Origin of the sequence: Mesorhizobium sp. M0189, assembly GCF_040322135.1 — a bacterium.
In the GTDB taxonomy this organism is placed as follows: domain Bacteria; phylum Pseudomonadota; class Alphaproteobacteria; order Rhizobiales; family Rhizobiaceae; genus Mesorhizobium.
This window is the reverse complement of sequence record NZ_JAMYSW010000040.1, coordinates 1-19,230: the sequence shown is the minus strand read 5'-3', so window position 1 is coordinate 19,230 and position 19,230 is coordinate 1. Positions and strand designations below refer to the sequence as shown.

Here is a 19,230-nt window from a genome sequence, read left to right as displayed (position 1 = left end):
ACAACACACCCACGCTGTCGCGGGCCCCCAGCCACTCCTTTTTTTGCGTGGCGCACCCCGACCCCATCCTCCCCCCTACACCCGCTGCCTTCCCCAATCTTGCCGGGGCCCGCCGCCCCCCCCCCCCCCACCGCTGGTGGATCACTCGAAGTCCTTGACGTTCTGCAGCGTCACCAGTCCGGCGCCGGTATCCACATTGGCCTCGACGGGTTCCCCACGGATGGCCCTGACGACGGTGTCGATGCCAAGCTCGCCCATTTTTGCAGGAAATTGAGCTACGCTGGCGTCCTCCGCCCCTGACTTGATCGCTTCGATCTCACCGCAGCAGGCGTCAAAGCCGACCACTATGAGGTTGTCGTTGGCAATGCCTGCATTGCTGATCGACTTGACGGCTCCAGGGATCGGCGGGCCGCAGGCCGCGTAGATTGCCTTGAGATCAGGATTGGCCGTCAGAATGTCTTCGGTCACTGACGTGCCAAGTTCCAGCGTGCAGTTGGTTGCACCTTTGCCGACGACCTCGACCTTTACCTCACCCAGTCCCTCCATCATGCCCGTGACCCGGTCATCCAGAGCCGGCACCCCGGGAACGCCTTGCAGAATACCGATCTTGTCACCGCTCTTGAGCACCGTCTTCAGGTATTCTCCGGCGATCTTGCCGCCATTGAGGTTATTGGTCGATACCAACGCCGTCTGGCCTTTCCAGTTGGGGATGCTGTTGTCGACGAGAACCACCTTGATGCCGGCGGCCACCGCCTTGTCGAGCGCCGGCGCGACCGTCGGGTCGACCGGAGTGATTGCAAGCCCTTTGACGCCTTGCGTGATCATGGATTCGATCAGAGCGATCTGGCCTTCAATGTCGGTGGCCGCCTGGCCCTGGCCGGTGACCAGTTCGATCTCCGGATGAGCGGCCGCGTATTTTTTGGCGGCGTCCTCCATGGTCGAGTAGAACGGCACCGGGAATTTCGTGATCAGGCCGATCTTGATCTTGTCTGCGGCCGAAGCCGGCATAGAAAACGCAACGGCGATCGCCAGCCCTGCGAACAGTTTTCGGTTCATTGGCATTGTTTTCCTCCCTTGGATTGAGACGCCTCCCTGCGGGAGACGCTTCAGGCATTTGCGGACCGGAACGGTCCCCAAATCTCGAACGGGTCAGGCTCCAACGATCATGGAAACCAGCTCCTGTTTGTTGTCCTTGGTCGGCACCAGTTCGCCGACCCTGCGGCCCTGGCGAAGCACCACCGCGCGATCGGCGAGTTCGACGACGTGTTCCATGTTGTGAGTGATCAGGATGACGGCATTGCCCTGGTCGCGGAGCGCAGCAACCAGATTGAGCACCTGCCGTGATTCACGCAGGCCGAGTGCGGCGGTCGGCTCATCCAGAATGACAACCTTGCGGGCGAATACGGTCGAGCGGGCCACGGCAATGGCTTGTCTTTGTCCACCCGACATCATGGCGACGACGGCATCCAGCCGCGGCAACGTGACCTTGAGATTCACCAACAGAGCGCGGGTCTCGGCGTCCATTCGGCGCTGCTGCAGAAATCGCAGGCCGCGCGGAAGCCATTGCGGGCCAGCCAGCTCGCGGCCGGCAAAGAAGTTCTGTCCCGGTGTCAGATTGTCGAACAGCGCCAGGTCCTGATAGACGGTCTCGATGCCGGCGAAGCGCGCATCCGCAGGGGAGCGTATCTGCGTTGGCGCACCATCCAAAAAGATCGCGCCGGCATCGAGTTGGTGCACCCCGCTGATGCATTTGGTTAGCGTCGATTTACCCGCGCCATTGTCGCCGAGCAGGCCGACGATCTCGCCTCGCCGCACCTCGATGCTGACATCGTCCAGAGCCAGAACCGAACCGAAACGCTTGGTCGCACCGCGTACCGCCAGCACGGGATTGTCCGCGGTGACCGCATGATCGACGTTGGCCGCAGCAGCGCTCATGACTGCCTCCCGGCTTGCATGACACGCACACGCCCTTCGAGGTAATTGCGCAGCACGTCGGACTCGACCGCTATGACGATGACCACGCCGATGACGATGAGCTGGAAAAAGACGTTGACGTTGAGCAGGTTGAGCGCGTTGCGGATAACGCCGATCATGATGGCGCCGATCAAGGCATGGCCGAGGTGGCCGCGACCACCAAGAAAGCTGGCGCCGCCAATGATCACCGCCGCGATCGTATCCAGTTCCAGCAGATTGCCGAAGAGCGGCGAACCGGCGTCGGTGCGGCCGGCAAGGATGACTGAACCGATGCCGGCGCACAGCCCTGAGATGACATAGACGGAAACCAGGACCCAGGACACGGGAATACCCATGCGCAACGCAGCGTCGGGCCGGCCGCCAACCGCATAAATCCAGCGCCCCCAGACCATGGTTTTAGCCATGACGAAAAGCACCGCGGCAACGCCGGCAACAACGAAAACCGATCCAGGCAGACCCCAGACCGCGTCGCGGCCAAGCGCATCGATCGAATCCGGCATGCCAGGGATGGCGCGGCCATCGGCCAGTTGCAGCGCCAACCCCTTGGCGATGCTCAATGTTGCCAGCGTGATGATGAAAGGATGCGGCAGTCGGCCGAAGACATAGAAGAGCCCGTTGATCGCGCCGACCGCGGCACCGCAGCCAACCATCACCGCGATCACAACGATGGCGGGGGCGCCAGCATGAAAGCTCAGCGCGCCAACGACGGAAGCCAGCGCAAGGTTCGAGCCGACGGAGAGATCGATGCCGCGTGTCAGGATGACCAGATGCTGGCCCATCGCCACAACCGAGATGACGGCCGTCTGGGCGAGGATGTTGCTGAGATTGCGTCCTGTCAGGAAATAGGGTGACAGAAAGCTGAGGACGGCGACCAGCAGCACCAGGATGACGACCGGACCAGCGCTCAGCAGCATCAGGCCAAGCGCAAGGCCGGGGACGGCTTCTGACTTCCTGGATGCCGGCAACGCGGCCTCGCCGACAGTCGTGCCGGTGTTTCCCGTTTCAGGCAAATTTCCCCTCCCCGCCGCAGCTTGTGCGAGCCGCGTCGTCAAAAACTCAGTTCGTGTTCAGGTCCTCTTCTTATCGATAAAAAACAACTGGTGTAGTCGGGTCAAGTTGTTTTTCATGGATAAAGTTCATGCTAAAAAGGACAAGGTATTGTTCCAAGGAAATCCGATGAGAACGGACACCGTCTACAAGAAGGCCTTCAATCGAGCTGCAAATATGCTGCGCGACGGACAATTGGCCGGCGAACTTCCTTCCGAAAATGAGCTTAGACGGCGAATGTGCGTCAGCCGCACAACCGTCCGAAAGGTCCTGCGAGAACTTGTTAACCGCGAACTTGTCACCGAACGCCACGGCCTCAGAGCGACGGGCCGCGCGGTCGGCGACAACGACTACTATCCGGACGCCGAAACTACGCCTCGCGCCAAGCATGTCGAACAGCAGTTCATGGAGTGGATGCTGCGGGGTGACACCAGGCCCGGAACCAGCATCAATGAGCTTGAGCTTGCACGGCAATTCGGTGTTGCGACCAATGGAATTCGCGAATTCCTGATCCGCTTCAGCCGGTTTGGACTGATCGAGAAAAGGCCGAATACAGGCTGGCTTTTCAAGGGTTTCACTGAAGACTTTGCACTTGAGCTCTTCGAGATCCGGGTGATGTTTGAACTGCGTTCGGCACAACTGTTTTCACTGCAGCCGAACAGCTCTCCGCTATGGTCGAAACTCGCCGCGCTCAAGATGGCGCATGCCGACCTGCTGGAGCGAATTGAGAGCCGCTTTCACGACTTCTCCGGCCTGGATAACCGGTTCCACCGGCTTATAAACGAGGCATCACCGAACCGCTTCATCGATGATTTCTACGACATCATCATGTTCATTTTTCACTACCACTATCAGTGGAACAAGCAGGACGAAAAGCAGCGCAACCTTGCCGCAATCCACGAACACATTGCCTATATCGATGCGCTTGAGAGCCGCAACGCCACTCGGATTGAGGTAGCCTGCCGAGCGCATCTGGCTTCAGCAAGGGAAACACTGATGCGTTCGCTTACGGGATTTGATGAAACGAGCATCAATGCATAACGAAAGAGCTTTGAACCTGGGGGGCAAACAGCGCGATGCGGGCGTTTATGATCCGAAGCCGAATTGCGGTGACAATGCCCTTCCAGAAAGGGAACCGACGCACCCCTTTGAGACGCGTCGGAAGAAGGTCTACGCGTGGCGGATTTCTGTCCCAAGCACGTTCAGGCACTCGCGGATAAACGCTGCAAGCGCCGTCCAGCCCTTGGCTGAAACCATCGTGCCGTCGACATATGCCTCCGTTGGAGACAGGTCGATATAGGTGCCGCCCGCAAGCGTCACTTCGGGCTCGCATGCCGCCAGTGCGCCGACCTTCTTGCCACGCACGACGCCGTCTACCGCAATCAGGATCTGCACGCCGTGGCAGATCGTGAAAATCGGCTTTTTGGTTTCGTGGAAGTGGCGCACCATCGCCTGCACGCGCTTGTCGGTGCGGATGTATTCGGGCCCACGACCGCCGGCGCAGTACACAGCGTGGTATTGCTCCAGCTGCTTCTCAGCGTCGGAAAAGGTCTTGTTGATCAGCGCATAGTGGCCGAGCTTTTCGGTGTAGGTCTGATCGCCCTCGAAATCGTGCAGCGATGTTTTGATCAGGTCTCCGGCGCTTTTGTCTGGGCACACAACGTGAACCGTGTGGCCCACCGCTTCCATCGCCTGCTGGTAGACGAAGATTTCGTATTCCTCGGTGAATTCACCGGTCAGCATTAGGATCTTTTTGCCTGGCATGGTCGTACCTTTCCTGTGACAACGGCCGGGCGAGACCTGTACTCGCCCGGTGGGTTTGACTTTCTAGAAGGGTGAATCGGGGAAGTATCCTTGGCACTGGCCTGTGATCAAAGACATCGGGACAGTCTCAGTCGAACGCCAGCAACAAACGGTCGCGGGAATGCTCGATATGGCGACGCATCGCCTGCTCGGCAGCGGCAGGATCGGCCGCAGCGAAAGCGGCCAGAATGGCCTCATGCTCGTCGAGCGCCTCCTCGGTGACGCGCGAATGGAACATCAGGCGAAATATGTGGAAGTGGGTATGCTGGTGCGCCAGCGTCTCGCGCACGAGTTCGTTGTTGGCGAATTCCATGACCTTGTCATGGAAAATGGCATCCTGGCGGGCGAAGTTGGAATACCTCAGACGCTCGTCCTTGCCTTCACGGCGCGCCATGACGCCCGCCGATTCCTGAAGCTGTGCGAGCTTTACCTCGTCCATGAGCGCGGCTGCCTTGGCCGCGCCATGAGGCTCGAGCAGCAGGCGAAGCTCGTAGAGCTCGTCAAACCGTCGTTTCGTGATCTGCGGCGCAGCGCGGTAACCGATCAGATGCGTCTTCAGCACCAGGCCTTCGCCTTCGAGCCGGCCGAGCGCCTCGCGGATCGGCGTGTGGGAGACGTTGAATTCCTTGACCAGACTGTCGACCGTGATGCGCGAGCCCGGCGCAATCTTCAGCGACATGAGTTGCGCAAAAATCGCTTCGTAGACGTCCTCAACCAGGCTGCTGGAGCGCTGGATACGCCCGCCGGCGAGGTTCGGTTCATCTAGACTGGGTAAGTTCATGGCCTGCATTTTTTGCCCCTTGACACATTGAGTTGCTAACACGATGCTTCGGCCAATGCAATCCTATATCCTATACGATTTTATAGAGGATATAATTTGAGGCTGGTTCAAGACAAAGCAATCGTACTTGCGGTGGCCCTGCTGGAGCAGCGGGCCGACTCCGCGGGCCGGGCTTCCTCACCGTCCGAGCCTGAACGGACCGTCAGCGCTCCGGGCGATGGTTCAACGCGTCGGAACGCAAGCGTGCTGCAAGTGGGGTTTGACGTCAAACCCAGCCTTTGGGCCGAGTTGAACGGCCTTTCGCATTCCAATCCAGACATCATCACAGGATGCAGATAATGAGCCTTTTCGCTGCCATAAGGCTGCCGCGCGAAATCCTCTTCGGGAAGGGCCAACGCCACGTCATTCCGGTTGTCGCGGCCAGGCTCGGGCGTCGCGTGCTCGTCTGCACCGATGAACGTTTTGCCGCAACGGGCCCGTTTGGAGAGATCGTCGCGGCGCTGCGAGCCAGCTCGATAGACGTACTGGTGCATGACCGCGTGCTACCCGACGTTCCCCGGGACACCGTTGCCGTCTGCGTCGAGGAAGCACGGAGGTTCGCGCCCGACATGGTGATCGGCATTGGCGGCGGCAGTTGTCTCGATATGGCCAAATGCGCCGCGTTGCTCATCACTCACGGCGGTCAGCTCCAGGATTACTACGGCGAGTTCAAGGTGCCCGGCCCGACGCTGCCGCTGATCGCGGTGCCGACGACAGCCGGCACGGGCTCTGAAGTGACCCCGGTCGCCGTAATCTCCGATCCGGATCGCACCCTGAAGGTCGGCATCTCCAGCCCATATCTGATCGCGGCCGCGGCCATCTGCGATCCTGAACTGACGATGACATGCCCGCCGGCATTGACGGCGATCGCAGGCGCCGATGCGCTGACGCATGCAATCGAGGCCTTCACCGCCGTCAGGCGGGGGACCGATCCCGGCCTTCCGCAGAAACATGTCTTTATCGGCAAAACCGCTTTGACCGATCATTTCGCCCTGCTGGCGATCAAGCTGCTTGGCCGAAGCCTTGAAACGGCATACCGCCAGCCCTCTGACGAGGACGCCCGGGCCGACGTGATGATGGGTGCACTGGCCGCCGGCTGTGCGTTCGGAACGGCCGGCACAGCGGCAGCGCACGCCGTGCAATACCCGGTTGGCGCGATAACCCACACCCCTCACGGACTGGGTGTCGCCACCATGCTGCCATACGTCATGAAGTACAACAAAACAGCCGCAGCGACCGAGATGGCCGAGATCGCCGACGCGCTCTGCCTCGATGCAAAGGGCTGTACGCCCGAAGAGTTGGCCGACGCGACCATTGGCGAGGTCAGTCGGCTGTTTGGGGCAATCGGGATCACCCCCTCGTTGGCCGAACTGGGGCTGCCCGCCGATAAGCTCGATTGGACGGCCGAACAAGCGATTGGTATCGAGCGCCTCATCAAGAACAATCCGCGTCCATTCGACTTGGGGTCCATGCGACGCCTGGTCCAGGCCGCCTTTGATGGCGACCTCGCCAGCATCATGTAACAATCGGGAATATCGAGATGAACACGTTTTCACAGGTTCTGTCGGATGATCAGGGAATCAGCGACTTCCACACAATCTCGCACGGGCTGTATATTGGCGGCGAATGGCGCCAGTCCGCGGATGGCAGGGTGATTCCGGTCGTCGATCCTTCGACCGAGGCTGTCATCGCCGCTGTGCCCGATGCGACCGTGAACGACGCGGCCGCTGCCGTTGACGCCGCTGCCAAGGCAGCCCATGGCTGGCGGACAACGTCGCCGCGAAAGCGTTCCGAGATCCTCAGACGCTGCTTTGAACTGATGACGGAACGATCAGAGGCGCTCGCGACTCTCATCGCATTGGAAAACGGCAAGGCTCTGCGGGATGCCCGCGGCGAGATCGCTTATGCCGCGGAATTTTTCCGTTGGAATGCCGAGGAGGCCGTTCGCATTACTGGCGAATTCGGTATTGCGCCTTCCGGCACCAATCGCATCGTGGTCGACTACGAACCGATCGGTATCTGCGTCCTGATCACGCCTTGGAATTTTCCTGCCGCGATGGCGACCCGCAAGATCGCGCCAGCACTTGCCGCTGGATGCACGGTGATCTTGAAGCCAGCCAGCGAGACCCCGCTTACCGCCTACGCGCTGGCCGCGCTCTATCAGGACGCAGGCGTGCCACCGGGGGTGGTCAACGTCCTGACGACCTCCAGTCCCGGCCCTTTGACAGCCGCCATGCTGGCCGACCCGCGAGTGCGCAAGCTCTCCTTCACCGGTTCGACGGGTGTGGGTCGCGCTCTGCTGGCAGAGGCTGCCAGGCATGTGGTTTCGTGTTCGATGGAACTCGGCGGCAACGCACCGTTCATTGTGTTCGACGACGCTGATCTCGAAGCGGCGCTCGATGGCGCAATGGTAGCCAAGATGCGTAACGCCGGTGAGGCCTGTACGGCCGCCAACCGCCTCTACGTGCAATCTGGCATTTACGAAGCCTTCTCGGACGGCCTCAAGAAGCGGATGTCGTCGCTCAAGGTCGGCCCTGGCACCGACCCGGACACGGAATGCGGACCCATGATCACGAAAAAGGCGGTCGAGAAGATAGATCGCCTTGTCATCGACGCGGTCGCACGCGGCGCGCGGGTCATGTGCGGCGGCTCAGTCCTGTCCGGAACTGGTTTCTTCTACCCTCCTACAGTGCTTCGCGACGTGCCAGGCGACGCAAAGATGGCGCATGAGGAGATATTCGGGCCCGTGGCGCCGATCTCGAGCTTCGACACCGAGGCTGAGGTCATCACACGCGCCAATGACACCGAATATGGGCTTGCTGCCTACATCTACACGCGCGATCTGGCGCGCGGCATGCGGGTGGCCTCCCGGATCGAGGCCGGGATGATCGCTGTCAACCGGGGGCTGATGTCCGATCCGGCGGCCCCCTTCGGCGGCGTTAAGCAGAGTGGGCTCGGCCGCGAGGGAGGGCAGCATCACGGCATTGCCGAGTTCATGGAGGCGAAATACCTCGCCATCAGCATGTGAGCGGAGAAAGCATGCAAGACGATCCCTTTCGCATCCGCGACCACGTCGCGGATTTTGACGAAATCGTGCAGGACTTCGTTGGCCGCAGCGAGGCCGCCCGCGCCACCATTGCGATGACCGCGGACGCGGCCTGCGGACCGGATCCGACCGAAACCATGGATCTGTTCTTTCCCCCGGGGAAAAGAACGGCGCTGCCGGTGCACATCTTTGTCCATGGCGGCTACTGGAGAATGTTTTCCAAGCGCGACTATTCATATGTCGCGACGACGATTACCCAGGCCGGGGCCATTGCCGTCATCCTTGATTATGCTCTGATGCCCAAGGTCCGAATGGCGACGATCGTCGACCAGGTGCGCCGCGCCAAGCAGTGGATCCTGGCCAACATCGCCGATCATGGCGGAAACCCGGCGGCCCTGACTGTCAGTGGTCATTCGGCTGGAGCACATCTTGCAACGTTTCTGTTCAACGACGAGCATACCCCCTCGAATGTAAGGGCAGCTCTTCTGCTGAGCGGGCTCTACGATTTGAAACCGCTCCAGGATTCCTTTCTCGCCCACGAGATTGGAATAACCGACGAGGAAGTCGCCATGTTTACGCCGCTCGCCTGTCGGCATGATCCTCAAACCAGGGCGGCGGTTCTGGTCGGAGCCAATGAGACGCCACCCTTCCATCAGCAAGCCGATCGATTCAAAGCAAGCTTGGTGCGGCAGGGATCGTTGGTAACGTCGCATGTGCTCCCGAACCGCAACCACATGGACAGTGTCAGAGATCTTGGCGTGCCAGGGACGGAGGCTGCTGATTGCCTGACAGAACTGATCGCCAAGGCCCGCTGACTACCCTGCCGAGATACCGCTCACCCAGCGCAGCTTGACCGCAAGCGGTCCGCATTCGCTCCGGATGAGTTCGAGGCGACATCGCGGATCCCTGCGCCACTGCGTCCAGCCGCTGGTATCCACGTCCTAAATGTCGATGCGCTGCTCGCTATCCGGATCGAACAGGTTGACGCTCGCCGGATCGACGGCAAGAAATATTGGCTCTTTGCGCCGGCCGGCAAACCTCGGCGGCAGGCGCGCGATGATCGCGTTCTCGCCGACCTGCACAGTCACCATGGTTTCAGGCCCGGTGGGCTCTACCACGTCGATCTCCCCAATGATCGAAGCTCGATTCTCCGCAACGGTTCTCAGCTCTTCAGGCCGTATGCCCAACATCACCGGTCGCTCAGAGTCCACCTGCCGGTTCCGCGTCGGCAACACGATCGATACACCGCTCGCTTGAAACCGGACACCTTCCGAATCCGGGACCAGTCGTCCGGCAAGGAAGTTCATTGCCGGAGATCCGATGAAACTTGCCACGAACATATTGGCGGGCCGTTCATAGATGGTGCGCGGATCGCCCAATTGCTGGATGTAGCCGCTTTTCATGACGGCCACCTTGGTGCCCAGCGTCATCGCCTCGATCTGATCATGCGTGACATAGACGATGCTCGTGCCGAGACGCTCGTGCAGGCGCTTGATCTCCGTGCGCATTTCCACGCGAAGCTTGGCATCGAGATTGGACAATGGCTCGTCGAAGAGGAACAGCTCCGGGTCGCGCACGATCGCGCGGCCCATCGCAACGCGCTGCCGCTGTCCGCCCGAAAGGTTGGCGGGGCGTCGATCGAGCAGATGGGAGATTTGCAACATGCGCGCGGCATCTTCCACGGCACGCGTGCGCTGGTCGGCGCCGACGCCACGCATTTCCAATCCGAAGCCGATATTCCTCGCGACCGACATGGTGGGATAAAGCGCGTAGGATTGGAACACCATCGCGATATTGCGGTCCTTGGGCGCAAGGTCGAGGACCGAGCGTCCACCGATCAGGATGTCACCGCTGGACGTGTCGTCGAGGCCGGCAATCATGTTGAGCAAGGTCGACTTGCCGCATCCGGACGGCCCGAGCAGAACCAGAAAGCCTCCGTCCTCGAGCTCGATGTCGACCCCGTGAAGAACCTGTACGGAGCCATAGGACTTGCGCACGTCCCTGATGGAAAGTGTCGCCATGCGAAACTCCTAACCTTTGATGGCGCCTGCAGTCAGCCCCTGGACCATGGTTCGCTGGACAATCGCGAAGAGAACGATGACAGGGATGATGCTGAGAATGCCGCCTGCCGCCAGAACGCCCCAAGGAAGCTGGAACTCTCCGACCATCAGTTGCAGGCCCACGGGCCAGGTGCGAGACCCCTGCCCCGTCGTGAGCATCAGGGCGAACAGGAACTCATTCCAGGCCGCGATGGCAATGAACACCGAACTTGCGACCAGGCCGTTCCGCGCAAGGGGCATGACAATACGGACCATGGCGCCAAGCCTTGTCGAGCCGTCGATGCGAGCCGCGCTCTCGAGTTCCTTAGGTGCCGAATCGAAGAACCCCTTGAGCATCCACACGAACAGCGGCAGCAGGAAACTCGTATAGGCAAGCGCTAGGCCGAAACGGCTGTCGACGAGCCCCACACCGCGCATAACAACATAAAGGGGAATGATCATCATGACTGCGGGAAACATGCGAACGACAAGATAGCCGAGCATGAGCTGATCTCGGCCTCGAAACGCGAAGCGAGAAAATGCATAGGCGGCAAGCGTGCCCGTGACGACGCAGATCGTCACCGTCAGCAAGGTAACGACGAGGCTGTTGCCTATAAGCCGTGGGAAACCCGACTGCGTCCAGATGGCGACATAATTGTCGAAGGTAACGCGGCTCGGGAGGTACTGCATCGTCTGGGTGACAATGTCGGCCTCATATTTGAGGGATGTCAGGAACATCCAGATCATCGGACCGATGCAGAACACCGTCAGGCTTGCGAGCACGATGTAGGTGGCGATGTTCGCGATCATCCGCCGGTGACGCTTGCTTTCAATCATCGCCCTGTCCTTTGGTAATCCTGGAGATGCGGATATACCCGGCCGCGAAGATCATCAGGGTCACGAACATCACCACCGACAGGGCGGATGCGTAGCCGAAATTGAACTCCTTGTAGGCAGTCTGAAAGGCGTACAACGACAGCACTTGCGTGGCATCTCCCGGTCCGCCACCGGTGAGAATGAGGAGCAGATCGGGCGAATTGACCAGACCGATGACGCGCAGGATCACTGCCGCCGCGATGACGGTCTTGAGCATGGGCAAGGTGATCAGCCTGAGCTGCGCCGCCAGGCCTGCGCCGTCGACCGCCGCTGCCCTGTAGAGATCCTCGGGAATACCCTTCAGGCCCGCGAGCAGCAGCAGCGCGAAGAATGGAAACCCATGCCAGGCCTCGACGAGAATGGTCGCCGCAAGCGCAGTATTGGGATCAGCAAACCATGCCTTGTAGGCCTGCAGGACGCCTAGCCGGACAAGAAGATCGTTGATGACTCCGAGCCGCGGATCGAGCAGCAAGGCCCAGATATGGCCCGCTACGACATTGGGCAGGAAGTAGGGAAGCAGGATGAGCACGGCGAAGATTTTCGTGCCCGGCAAATCCCTGTTGAGAGCTGTCGCGGCGAGCAGACCAAGCGATAGTTCCAGCACGACCGCGGCAGCAACCCACACGACGGTGTTCTTCAATGCGATCCAGAATACCGGGTCTGACCACATCGCTAGATAATGTTTGAAGCCGACCCAGCCATCCAACCCGGGACGCGTCAGACGCATCTCGCGAAAGCTGATTGCCATGCCGTAAAGCGTCGGATAGGCGATCACGAGAAGGATAAGGGCGAGGCTGGGAAGGAGCAGCAAATACATCCAGTATCGGGTCTCGGATAGTTCGCCGAGAGCCCGCATAGGCAGATATCTGCTCGAGCTTATTATCATGAATCTGCGATGCGAAAGCACCGTCCCGTTGCGTTCTGAGCACGGCTGCACGTCCGGGGATCAGCGGAGCGCCGCCTCCAGGCCCTGGATCATGCGGTCTACTGCCTGTTCCGGCGTCGACTGACCCGTCAGCACCGACTGGAAAGCGGGATTGACGACATTTTCGGACCAGCCCGCGGCGCCGACGAAATTGTTCGGCAGGCGTCCGAACTTGAGCGTTTCCGTCGCCGCATTATAGATCGGATTGCCGGTGATCCGCTGATCCTGCAGCGCAGCGGCGGAGGCCGGAAAATAGCCGGTCCCCTCGAGCAGGGCCAGGGCAGCGTCCGTTTGGCCCCAGAAACTCACCCACCGCCAGGCAGCCTCGATATTGTCTTCCTTCATGACGCCGTTGCCGGCGTACGCGACGCGAGCGACATGCGCCTTCGGACCGGCCGGCATCGGCGCGGTCGAGAATTGTTCACCCTGCTTCATCGCACTCGAGATTTCGTTCAGCGAACCGGTATGATGCCACACCATCGCAGTCTGCCCGGTGCGGAAGGCTTCCATGATCTGACGGTAGCTGTCGTGGGGCGCGCTCGGCGGCACGACCTTTTCCTTCAGGAAGAGATCGGAATAGAACGTTATCGCCTCGATCGCCGCGGCCCTGTCGATGGCCGGCTGCCCATCCTTGACGATCGGCGAGCCGAACGCCTCCATGACATCGATGACATATTTGAAACCGCCGGCGCCGGCGCGCATGCCGAAGGCATACCTGCCCTTCGAAGGATTGGTCAGTTTGCGGGATGCCTGAAGGAATTCGTCGAAATTTCGGGGTGGCCCCGTCAGTCCAGCTTCCTCGAAATAGTCTGCGCGGTAGTACATCCAGTCAACGAAGGCGAAGGCGGGAACCGCATAAATGGCGCCATTGCTGGAAAGCCCGGTCCAGCGATTGTCGGGAAAGTTCGCCTTGCCCTCCCACCCATTCACGCGCTCGGTAAGATCGATCAATCCCTCCATCGCGGTAAGATCGGCGAAGCGCTCGGCAATCACCATGGCGGTATCGGGACGCCCGCCGGCCAGCACGGCCGATGAAACCTTGGCCATATATTCCGAGTTCGGGATGTTTTCCTGGGTCACCGCCACATCTGCATTGGCCGCCTGAAACAATCCGATGATCTTGAGTAAGCTGGCCATTTCCGACTGACTGGTGAAGTGGTGCCAGTAACTGATGGCACTCGCGGCACGGGCACCACCAATGCGCCCTGCCATCGCGAGGGCCGCCGAACCCACGAGAAACTGCCTTTTGTTCAACCGCATGCGAACCTCCAAGATATCAGATCAGCAGACTGATCGATCAGTTGGAGTGTTGGGTAACATCATTTCCCAAGCCGTGCAACCGCGCCGGAGAGGCAAGCAACGACGTGTCAGACCAGACCAAGGTTCCGCTGCATGGCCGCCTGGAAATGGGACTGCAGCTTTGCTTCGGCAGCGTCGGCATTCCTGGTGCTGCAAGCCTCAAGGATGTCGAGGTGTTCCTTCAGTGTCCGGATCATGATTGGCGAGGTGAGTTTGCTGTCCAGCCGCAACAGACGTAGATAATTGTGCATGCGCCGATAGGTGCTATCGATCAAGGGATTGCGCAGCGCGCCGATGATTGCGCCATGCAGCTCTCCCTCCAGCGCATCCATCTCCTCCAGTTGCTCCTTTCCCACACCCTCCCGTTCGATGCGCCGGACCAGCCGGGAGTGCCGCATTTCCAAGGCATTCATGACGGCTTCATCGCCCTGCTCGGCAAAGACGCGAATTGCCGATCGCTCTATGATGGCGCGGAATTGGTAGGTGGCGCGCGTGAGCTCCATGCCAGGTTTTATGAACTGGATTCCGGAGCGTGGATGGATGGTGAGAATTCCTTCCGCCTCGAGCTTGCGCAGAGCGTCACGAAGCGGAGCGACGGGCACGTCAACGATCGCGGACAGTTCGCTCTGCGAAACGAATGCCCCGACCGGAACGCGCCTGTCGAACAAGCGTTCCAGAATTCGTTCGTAGGCAACATCGCTCATACGGGTGGCCGCCACCAGGGTATGAGAGATGGCTTTTGCTTTGCCCGCCACTTGCGGCACCTCCATTGATTCGGTACTGAGACATCTTAGCTGATAGATCAGTGCGTTATACTAAACGATCAGAAAGCCCCTGTGATGAGCCTTTCGCATTTTCGTATAACCCGATTTCAGTTCGCCCGCGACCGGGTAATCGGGGACAGTCAGGTTCGAGCCGACGATGTAAACGTCGCTGCGCTGGAACTCGTTTCGAAAAGTGGTGAAGTGGGACTGGGCTTCATCCAGACGCTCTTCAATCCCCTGCCCGACCAGACTGAGATCGAGACCGTTTTCGAAAACGAGGTTTGGCCGGGGCTGAAAGGACATAAGGCGATCGCGCTGGTTCATCGTGTGAACCGCCCGCGCGGTGGCAATCAGCGGGCGTACTCCCTGCCTTTTCATGAAGCGATCCAGGTGGCGCTTTGGGATCTTGCGGCAAAGGAAGCTGGCCTACCCCTTCACGTGCTGCTCGGCAGTCGTCGCAACCGTGTGAAAGCCTACGCCAGTGGCCTCGATTTTCACCTCGACGACGATGCTTTCGTCTCCTTGTTTTCCCACGCGGCGTCGCTTGGCTATTCCGCTTTCAAGATCAAGGTCGGCCACCCGGATTTCGATCGCGATCTGCGGCGCCTGGAGCTGTTGAAAACCTGCGTGCCGGCAGGCTCGGAAATCATGATCGACCCGAACGAGGCGTGGACCTCGAAGGAAGCGCTAATGAAATTGGTGGCGATCCGCGATGCCGGCCACGATCTTCTCTGGGTCGAGGATCCAATCCTGCGTCACGACCACGAAGGATTGAGAATGCTCAGGCAGGCAATGACATGGACTCAGATCAACAGCGGCGAGTATCTGGATCTTCAAGGCAAACGGCTTCTTCTGGAAGCCCACGCAGCCGACATCCTGAATGTCCACGGTCAAGTCACCGATGTTATGCACATTGGTTGGCTGGCCGCCGAGCTCGGCATCCCGGTCAGCATCGGCAACACCTTTCTGGAGATCGGCGTGCACATGGCGGTCGCGCTGCCGGAAGTCGAATGGCTGGAATATTCGTTTCAGAACTTCGATCATCTGGTGGAACAGCCCATCGAAATCCGGGACGGCTACGTCTATGCGCCCGATCGACCTGGCCATGGATTGGTACTGTCCGAAAGAGCGCGCGGCGAATGGATGAGACCAAGGCGCCTGATACGGTCGGAACTGGGTACCGCGCCAGAAAATGCACGCCTCCCTGGCAAGTGAGTGAATGACCGAGCCAGCTTGGGAGTTGGCGATGCATGGCACAATTCACGCCACCTCGAAGACCACATGTCCGAAGAACGTGCCGACACGATGCGCGCGATCATCTCCTGGGGCGCTACGCGGAGTTGTTCGGCTACGACGAGCCGTCGAAGCAATTCGACCTCGAGAACCCGGCGTGAGCGAGTTCGCAGGGCTGTCTTCTCAGGAACATTCCATGATTTCGATCGAACAGGCTGCCAATTAAATTGGGCATCGTCCTGCCGCGCGGGTCCGGGATCGGGTTCCTCGGTGCTGGAATTATGTTTCTCAAGAAGGAACTGAACGTGTGCGACCTCAATACTGCGCCGACCCGCTGGTCTTCCGCCGCGTTCGGCGTCCTCGCCAAGCCCGCCGGACGCTCCTCGCCGCGGTCGCGGCTGGTTAACCGAGTTCGAGCCCAGTTTCTCGTCCGTGTGGTCTGCCGCAATCCCGACGTCGGCATCGGTCATCTGAGCCTTCGGCGCCTCGACCGCCCCGATCTGAAGAGCACCCGCGCGTTTCGAGGTAACGTCCAGCAATCGGCGACAACCCGCAACCAATGCCGGTTGAAGCTGTTGTGGGACGGCTCGGCCTCGAGCCTGCGGTTTCGGCAGCGCGATAGTCTAGGGCGTCGAGACCTTGATAGAGTGTCGAAGATAGCTTCCGGCCTGGTTTCCACCGCCATACGAACTGCGGCGGGTGATCAATTGGCTGTCACATGAACCAGCTCATGAGCATTCCGACCATGCACATCGCCATAGCGATCGTGGAGGCCCATCCCAGCCAGCGCAGCCAGCCCTTGACGGTGAAGTCGCCCATGACCTTTGGCTGGGCTGTCATTATCATCATGACCGTCATGACCGGAACGGCGACGACACCGTTGACGACGGCTGTCCAATACAGCGCCTTGATCGGATCGATTGGACCGAACGTGATCGCTGCTCCGAGCCCCGTGGCCGCGGCAAGAGTGCTGTAAAACGCCACAGCCTCCCCAGGTCTGCGCGACAACCCCACGGGCCATCGTCTCGCCTCGCCAATGGCGTAAGCCGCCGCGCCGGCCAGGATTGGTACCGCCAGCAACCCTGTCCCGACGATGCCGAAAGCGAAGATAGCAAAGGCAAAATCGCCGACGATCGGCCGCAGCGCCTCGGCCGCCTGAGCGGATGTCTCGACGTCGGTGATGCCGGCTTTGTTCAAGGTCGCCGCGGTCGCGAAGATGATCGCCAGCGCGATGACGTTGGAGAATGCCATGCCTATGAGAGTGTCGGCGCGTATTCGCGAGAACGCGTCGACCGCCTGACGTGGAGCCCTCAACAACGATTTTCTGCGATGATTTGCGTGGACCTCTTCGGCCTCCTCTGACGCCTGCCAGAAGAAGAGATAGGGCGAAATCGTCGTGCCGAAGATAGCGAGAAGCGTAGTGAAGAACTCGTTGCTCCAGACAATTCGCGGGACCAGCACGCCACCCAGTGCTTCGGCCCAGGGAACTTGCACAGCAAACACGACAGCGACATACGAGAACAGGCTCAACGTCATCCATTTCAAGATGAGCGCGTAGCGATCGTAGTTCACGAAAACGATTCCAATTACGCAAATGGCTGCGAACAGGACGACATAGAGAACGGTCGGGCCGCCGATTAGAAGCTTCGTCGCATCGGCCATGGCGCTGAGATCGGCGCCGATGTTGACGGTATTTGCGATGAACAGAAGAGTTACGATGGACTGTAGAAGCCAATTCGGATAGTGGCGGCATAGATTGCCTGCGATGCCGTGGCCGGTGGTCCTTCCGATGCGCGCACTGATTTCCTGAATCGCGACCATCAGAGGATAGGTCAGCAGCATCGTCCATCCGATTGCGAACCCGAGTTGGGCCCCCGCCTGGCTATAGGTGCCGATCCCGGATGGATCATCGTCCGACGCGCCAGTGATGAGGCCCGGCCCCAGTCTGCGGAGGATCGTCTTCTTCACGGGAGAGACAGATGAACTCGGTCGATTTTTCTTGGAAGCCGCCAGCTCATCCATTGCGTCGGGTCCACAGAGCAAAGCCAGCAGCACCAGTAGCTGCCGCGATTTCGCCAATACCAATACCGTAGAAACGTGCCACTTTGGCGGAGGATCTCCGCCCTCCGAAGGCAGAAGTTACAGGTTCGAATCCTGTCGGGTGCAGCATTGCCGCAGTTCGTTTGCGACAACTATTCCTGCTGGAATTGACAGGGCCAATCTTCAGGCCTCGTCAAGCCAGAAGTCAACTCGGTCCGGGCGTCTCCGCAAGCCATGTTGAGCTGCCACTGGGACAGACCCACCGAATTGGAAAGGTCGAGGCCCTCGATACGGGTCAGAAACAAAAAAGCGCGGTCAAAGTCTACCGGCGCGGTGAACGTCGCTCCTCGGAAGTCCGCCCGTGCGAGATTGGCAAACGAGAAGCGGCTGCCGCTGATATCGGCGTCATGGAACTGCGCACGCCCCAATTCTGCCTTTGTGAAATCAACATTGGTCAGATTGGCGTCCTGGAAATTCGAGCGCTGCATTTCCGCGCTCGCAAACACAGCGCCCTGCGCGTCCATACGGCTGAAGTCGGTCCTGTAGGCCTCGATTCTGTCGAACCGGGCGCCTTTGGCGGTCGAGTCGGCCAGGGAAGCACGCACAAGCGTTGCCTTCTCAAGATTTGCGGCAACGAGATTGCTGTTCCTGAGGTCGGTCGAAGTGAAATCAACACCGAACAGGTTCGCCCCGCTCAGGTCCTGTCCTTCTAGGATGAGAAGCTTCTTGTCACACTCGCGCCAATTGACGCCAGGCGTCGCGGCTGCGTCGCAATTTTGAGCGGCAGTGGCGTTCTGCCAAGCAAACACAGTGCAAAGCGCTAGAACCAAGCCGGATGCGCCGTAAGCTCTGATTCGCCTCAAAGTCATTGTTGCTGGACCTCTGCTACTCGCCGACACTCAACCTTACCACATCTGCTGACACACGAGCCACGGTGACCACCGCGGTCACAGTTAGCGCATTTCTCATATTCACGATTTGATGTTGATCAACCGATCAACCCGCGCGTGGGGCGCGATTTGCGAGCGCCTCCCCATATCATCGCCGGTCCAGCAGAGCGCCCTGAAAGAATCGCCAGCCCGAAAGCGGACTATAACGCTAGCATCGACTACGCGCGCGCAGAAGCAAGCCGTGAAAACGTGGTTGTGAAGATCATCGAGTAGCGTGCCGGCTAAGCGTATCTCTAGGGAGCGAGGATGATCACGCCGCCAAGACGACACGGCGTGCCGATCGCGAGATACTGCCAGGAGGCCATGGGGCCGGGGATAGTGTCCTGAAGGTTCTGCAAAAAGTTTTGGAGAGAGAACGGCGCTTGCTCTGAAGGGCGAGCGGCCATGGCACGGTGGTGACGTTGCAATCACCGA

Annotated in this window: 18 protein-coding genes; 6 read left to right on the top strand and 12 right to left on the bottom strand. The window is 59.9% G+C overall.

Annotated elements, in window-relative coordinates:
* Positions 1-141: 141 nt before the first annotated feature.
* From NKJ09_RS31650 to NKJ09_RS31640, 3 genes are all read right to left on the bottom strand, one after another.
* Entirely contained in the window at positions 142-1,056 is a 915-nt protein-coding gene (locus NKJ09_RS31650; protein WP_156948053.1) for a sugar ABC transporter substrate-binding protein, read from the bottom strand.
* 93 nt (positions 1,057-1,149) lie between these two features.
* Complete coding sequence (locus NKJ09_RS31645) at positions 1,150-1,935, bottom strand: ATP-binding cassette domain-containing protein (protein ID WP_023718514.1); 786 nt, start codon at positions 1,933-1,935, stop codon at positions 1,150-1,152.
* Positions 1,932-2,984: an ABC transporter permease gene (locus tag NKJ09_RS31640; protein WP_352484917.1), complete on the bottom strand. Its 1,053-nt coding sequence runs from the start codon at positions 2,982-2,984 to the stop codon at positions 1,932-1,934. Before NKJ09_RS31640 ends, NKJ09_RS31645 begins: the two co-directional genes overlap by 4 nt.
* 166 nt (positions 2,985-3,150) lie before the next feature.
* On the opposite strand from NKJ09_RS31640, the gene NKJ09_RS31635 reads away from it, so the two are divergent.
* A complete protein-coding gene (locus tag NKJ09_RS31635) occupies positions 3,151-4,062 on the top strand; it encodes a GntR family transcriptional regulator (RefSeq protein WP_352484916.1) in 912 nt (303 codons plus the stop codon).
* 129 nt (positions 4,063-4,191) lie between these two features.
* Here the strand turns inward: NKJ09_RS31635 and NKJ09_RS31630 are convergent, their stop codons facing one another.
* Both NKJ09_RS31630 and NKJ09_RS31625 read right to left on the bottom strand, forming a co-directional pair.
* Positions 4,192-4,785, bottom strand: coding sequence for a DJ-1/PfpI family protein (locus NKJ09_RS31630; RefSeq protein WP_023718517.1), 594 nt, complete (start codon positions 4,783-4,785; stop codon positions 4,192-4,194).
* A 127-nt stretch (positions 4,786-4,912) separates the two neighbouring features.
* Positions 4,913-5,605: a GntR family transcriptional regulator gene (locus NKJ09_RS31625; RefSeq protein WP_352484920.1), complete on the bottom strand. Its 693-nt coding sequence runs from the start codon at positions 5,603-5,605 to the stop codon at positions 4,913-4,915.
* A gap of 338 nt (positions 5,606-5,943) precedes the next feature.
* Between NKJ09_RS31625 and NKJ09_RS31620 the strand changes: the two genes are divergently transcribed.
* Genes NKJ09_RS31620 through NKJ09_RS31610 form a run of 3 tightly spaced genes read left to right on the top strand, consistent with a single transcriptional unit; the run spans position 5,944 to position 9,505 of the window.
* Positions 5,944-7,167: an iron-containing alcohol dehydrogenase gene (locus tag NKJ09_RS31620; RefSeq protein WP_352484915.1), complete on the top strand. Its 1,224-nt coding sequence runs from the start codon at positions 5,944-5,946 to the stop codon at positions 7,165-7,167.
* 17 nt (positions 7,168-7,184) lie between these two features.
* On the top strand, positions 7,185-8,672 hold the full coding sequence (locus NKJ09_RS31615) for an NAD-dependent succinate-semialdehyde dehydrogenase (protein ID WP_352484914.1): 1,488 nt from the start codon (positions 7,185-7,187) through the stop codon (positions 8,670-8,672).
* Between the two features lie 11 nt (positions 8,673-8,683).
* Positions 8,684-9,505 carry an alpha/beta hydrolase gene (locus NKJ09_RS31610; protein WP_352764707.1) on the top strand — a complete coding sequence of 274 codons (822 nt, stop codon included), beginning with the start codon at positions 8,684-8,686 and terminating at the stop codon, positions 9,503-9,505.
* 126 nt (positions 9,506-9,631) lie between these two features.
* Here NKJ09_RS31610 and NKJ09_RS31605 read toward each other — a convergent pair whose 3' ends face one another.
* The 5 genes from NKJ09_RS31605 to NKJ09_RS31585 form a co-directional block, all read right to left on the bottom strand.
* On the bottom strand, positions 9,632-10,711 hold the full coding sequence (locus NKJ09_RS31605) for an ABC transporter ATP-binding protein (protein ID WP_352496633.1): 1,080 nt from the start codon (positions 10,709-10,711) through the stop codon (positions 9,632-9,634).
* A 9-nt stretch (positions 10,712-10,720) separates the two neighbouring features.
* A complete protein-coding gene (locus NKJ09_RS31600; protein WP_352484910.1) occupies positions 10,721-11,566 on the bottom strand; it encodes a carbohydrate ABC transporter permease in 846 nt (281 codons plus the stop codon).
* The gene (locus tag NKJ09_RS31595; protein ID WP_352496632.1) at positions 11,559-12,422 is read right to left on the bottom strand and encodes a carbohydrate ABC transporter permease; all 864 of its coding nucleotides are present in this window, start codon (positions 12,420-12,422) and stop codon (positions 11,559-11,561) included. Before NKJ09_RS31595 ends, NKJ09_RS31600 begins: the two co-directional genes overlap by 8 nt.
* A gap of 129 nt (positions 12,423-12,551) precedes the next feature.
* The gene (locus NKJ09_RS31590) at positions 12,552-13,790 is read right to left on the bottom strand and encodes an ABC transporter substrate-binding protein (RefSeq protein ID WP_352496631.1); all 1,239 of its coding nucleotides are present in this window, start codon (positions 13,788-13,790) and stop codon (positions 12,552-12,554) included.
* Between the two features lie 107 nt (positions 13,791-13,897).
* Positions 13,898-14,533, bottom strand: a complete 636-nt coding sequence (locus NKJ09_RS31585; protein ID WP_502895979.1) for a GntR family transcriptional regulator — start codon at positions 14,531-14,533, stop codon at positions 13,898-13,900.
* A 135-nt stretch (positions 14,534-14,668) separates the two neighbouring features.
* Between NKJ09_RS31585 and NKJ09_RS31580 the strand changes: the two genes are divergently transcribed.
* Positions 14,669-15,808, top strand: coding sequence for a mandelate racemase/muconate lactonizing enzyme family protein (locus NKJ09_RS31580; protein ID WP_352496630.1), 1,140 nt, complete (start codon positions 14,669-14,671; stop codon positions 15,806-15,808).
* A gap of 245 nt (positions 15,809-16,053) precedes the next feature.
* Positions 16,054-16,548 carry a hypothetical protein gene (locus NKJ09_RS31575; RefSeq protein WP_023718526.1) on the top strand — a complete coding sequence of 165 codons (495 nt, stop codon included), beginning with the start codon at positions 16,054-16,056 and terminating at the stop codon, positions 16,546-16,548.
* Here NKJ09_RS31575 and NKJ09_RS31570 read toward each other — a convergent pair.
* Complete coding sequence (locus NKJ09_RS31570) at positions 16,541-17,848, bottom strand: NRAMP family divalent metal transporter (RefSeq protein WP_352496629.1); 1,308 nt, start codon at positions 17,846-17,848, stop codon at positions 16,541-16,543. The two genes, NKJ09_RS31575 and NKJ09_RS31570, sit on opposite strands and share 8 nt — an antisense overlap.
* Positions 17,849-18,018: 170 nt before the next feature.
* Complete coding sequence (locus tag NKJ09_RS31565; protein WP_352496628.1) at positions 18,019-18,735, bottom strand: pentapeptide repeat-containing protein; 717 nt, start codon at positions 18,733-18,735, stop codon at positions 18,019-18,021.
* Between the last annotated feature and the right edge of the window lie 495 nt (positions 18,736-19,230).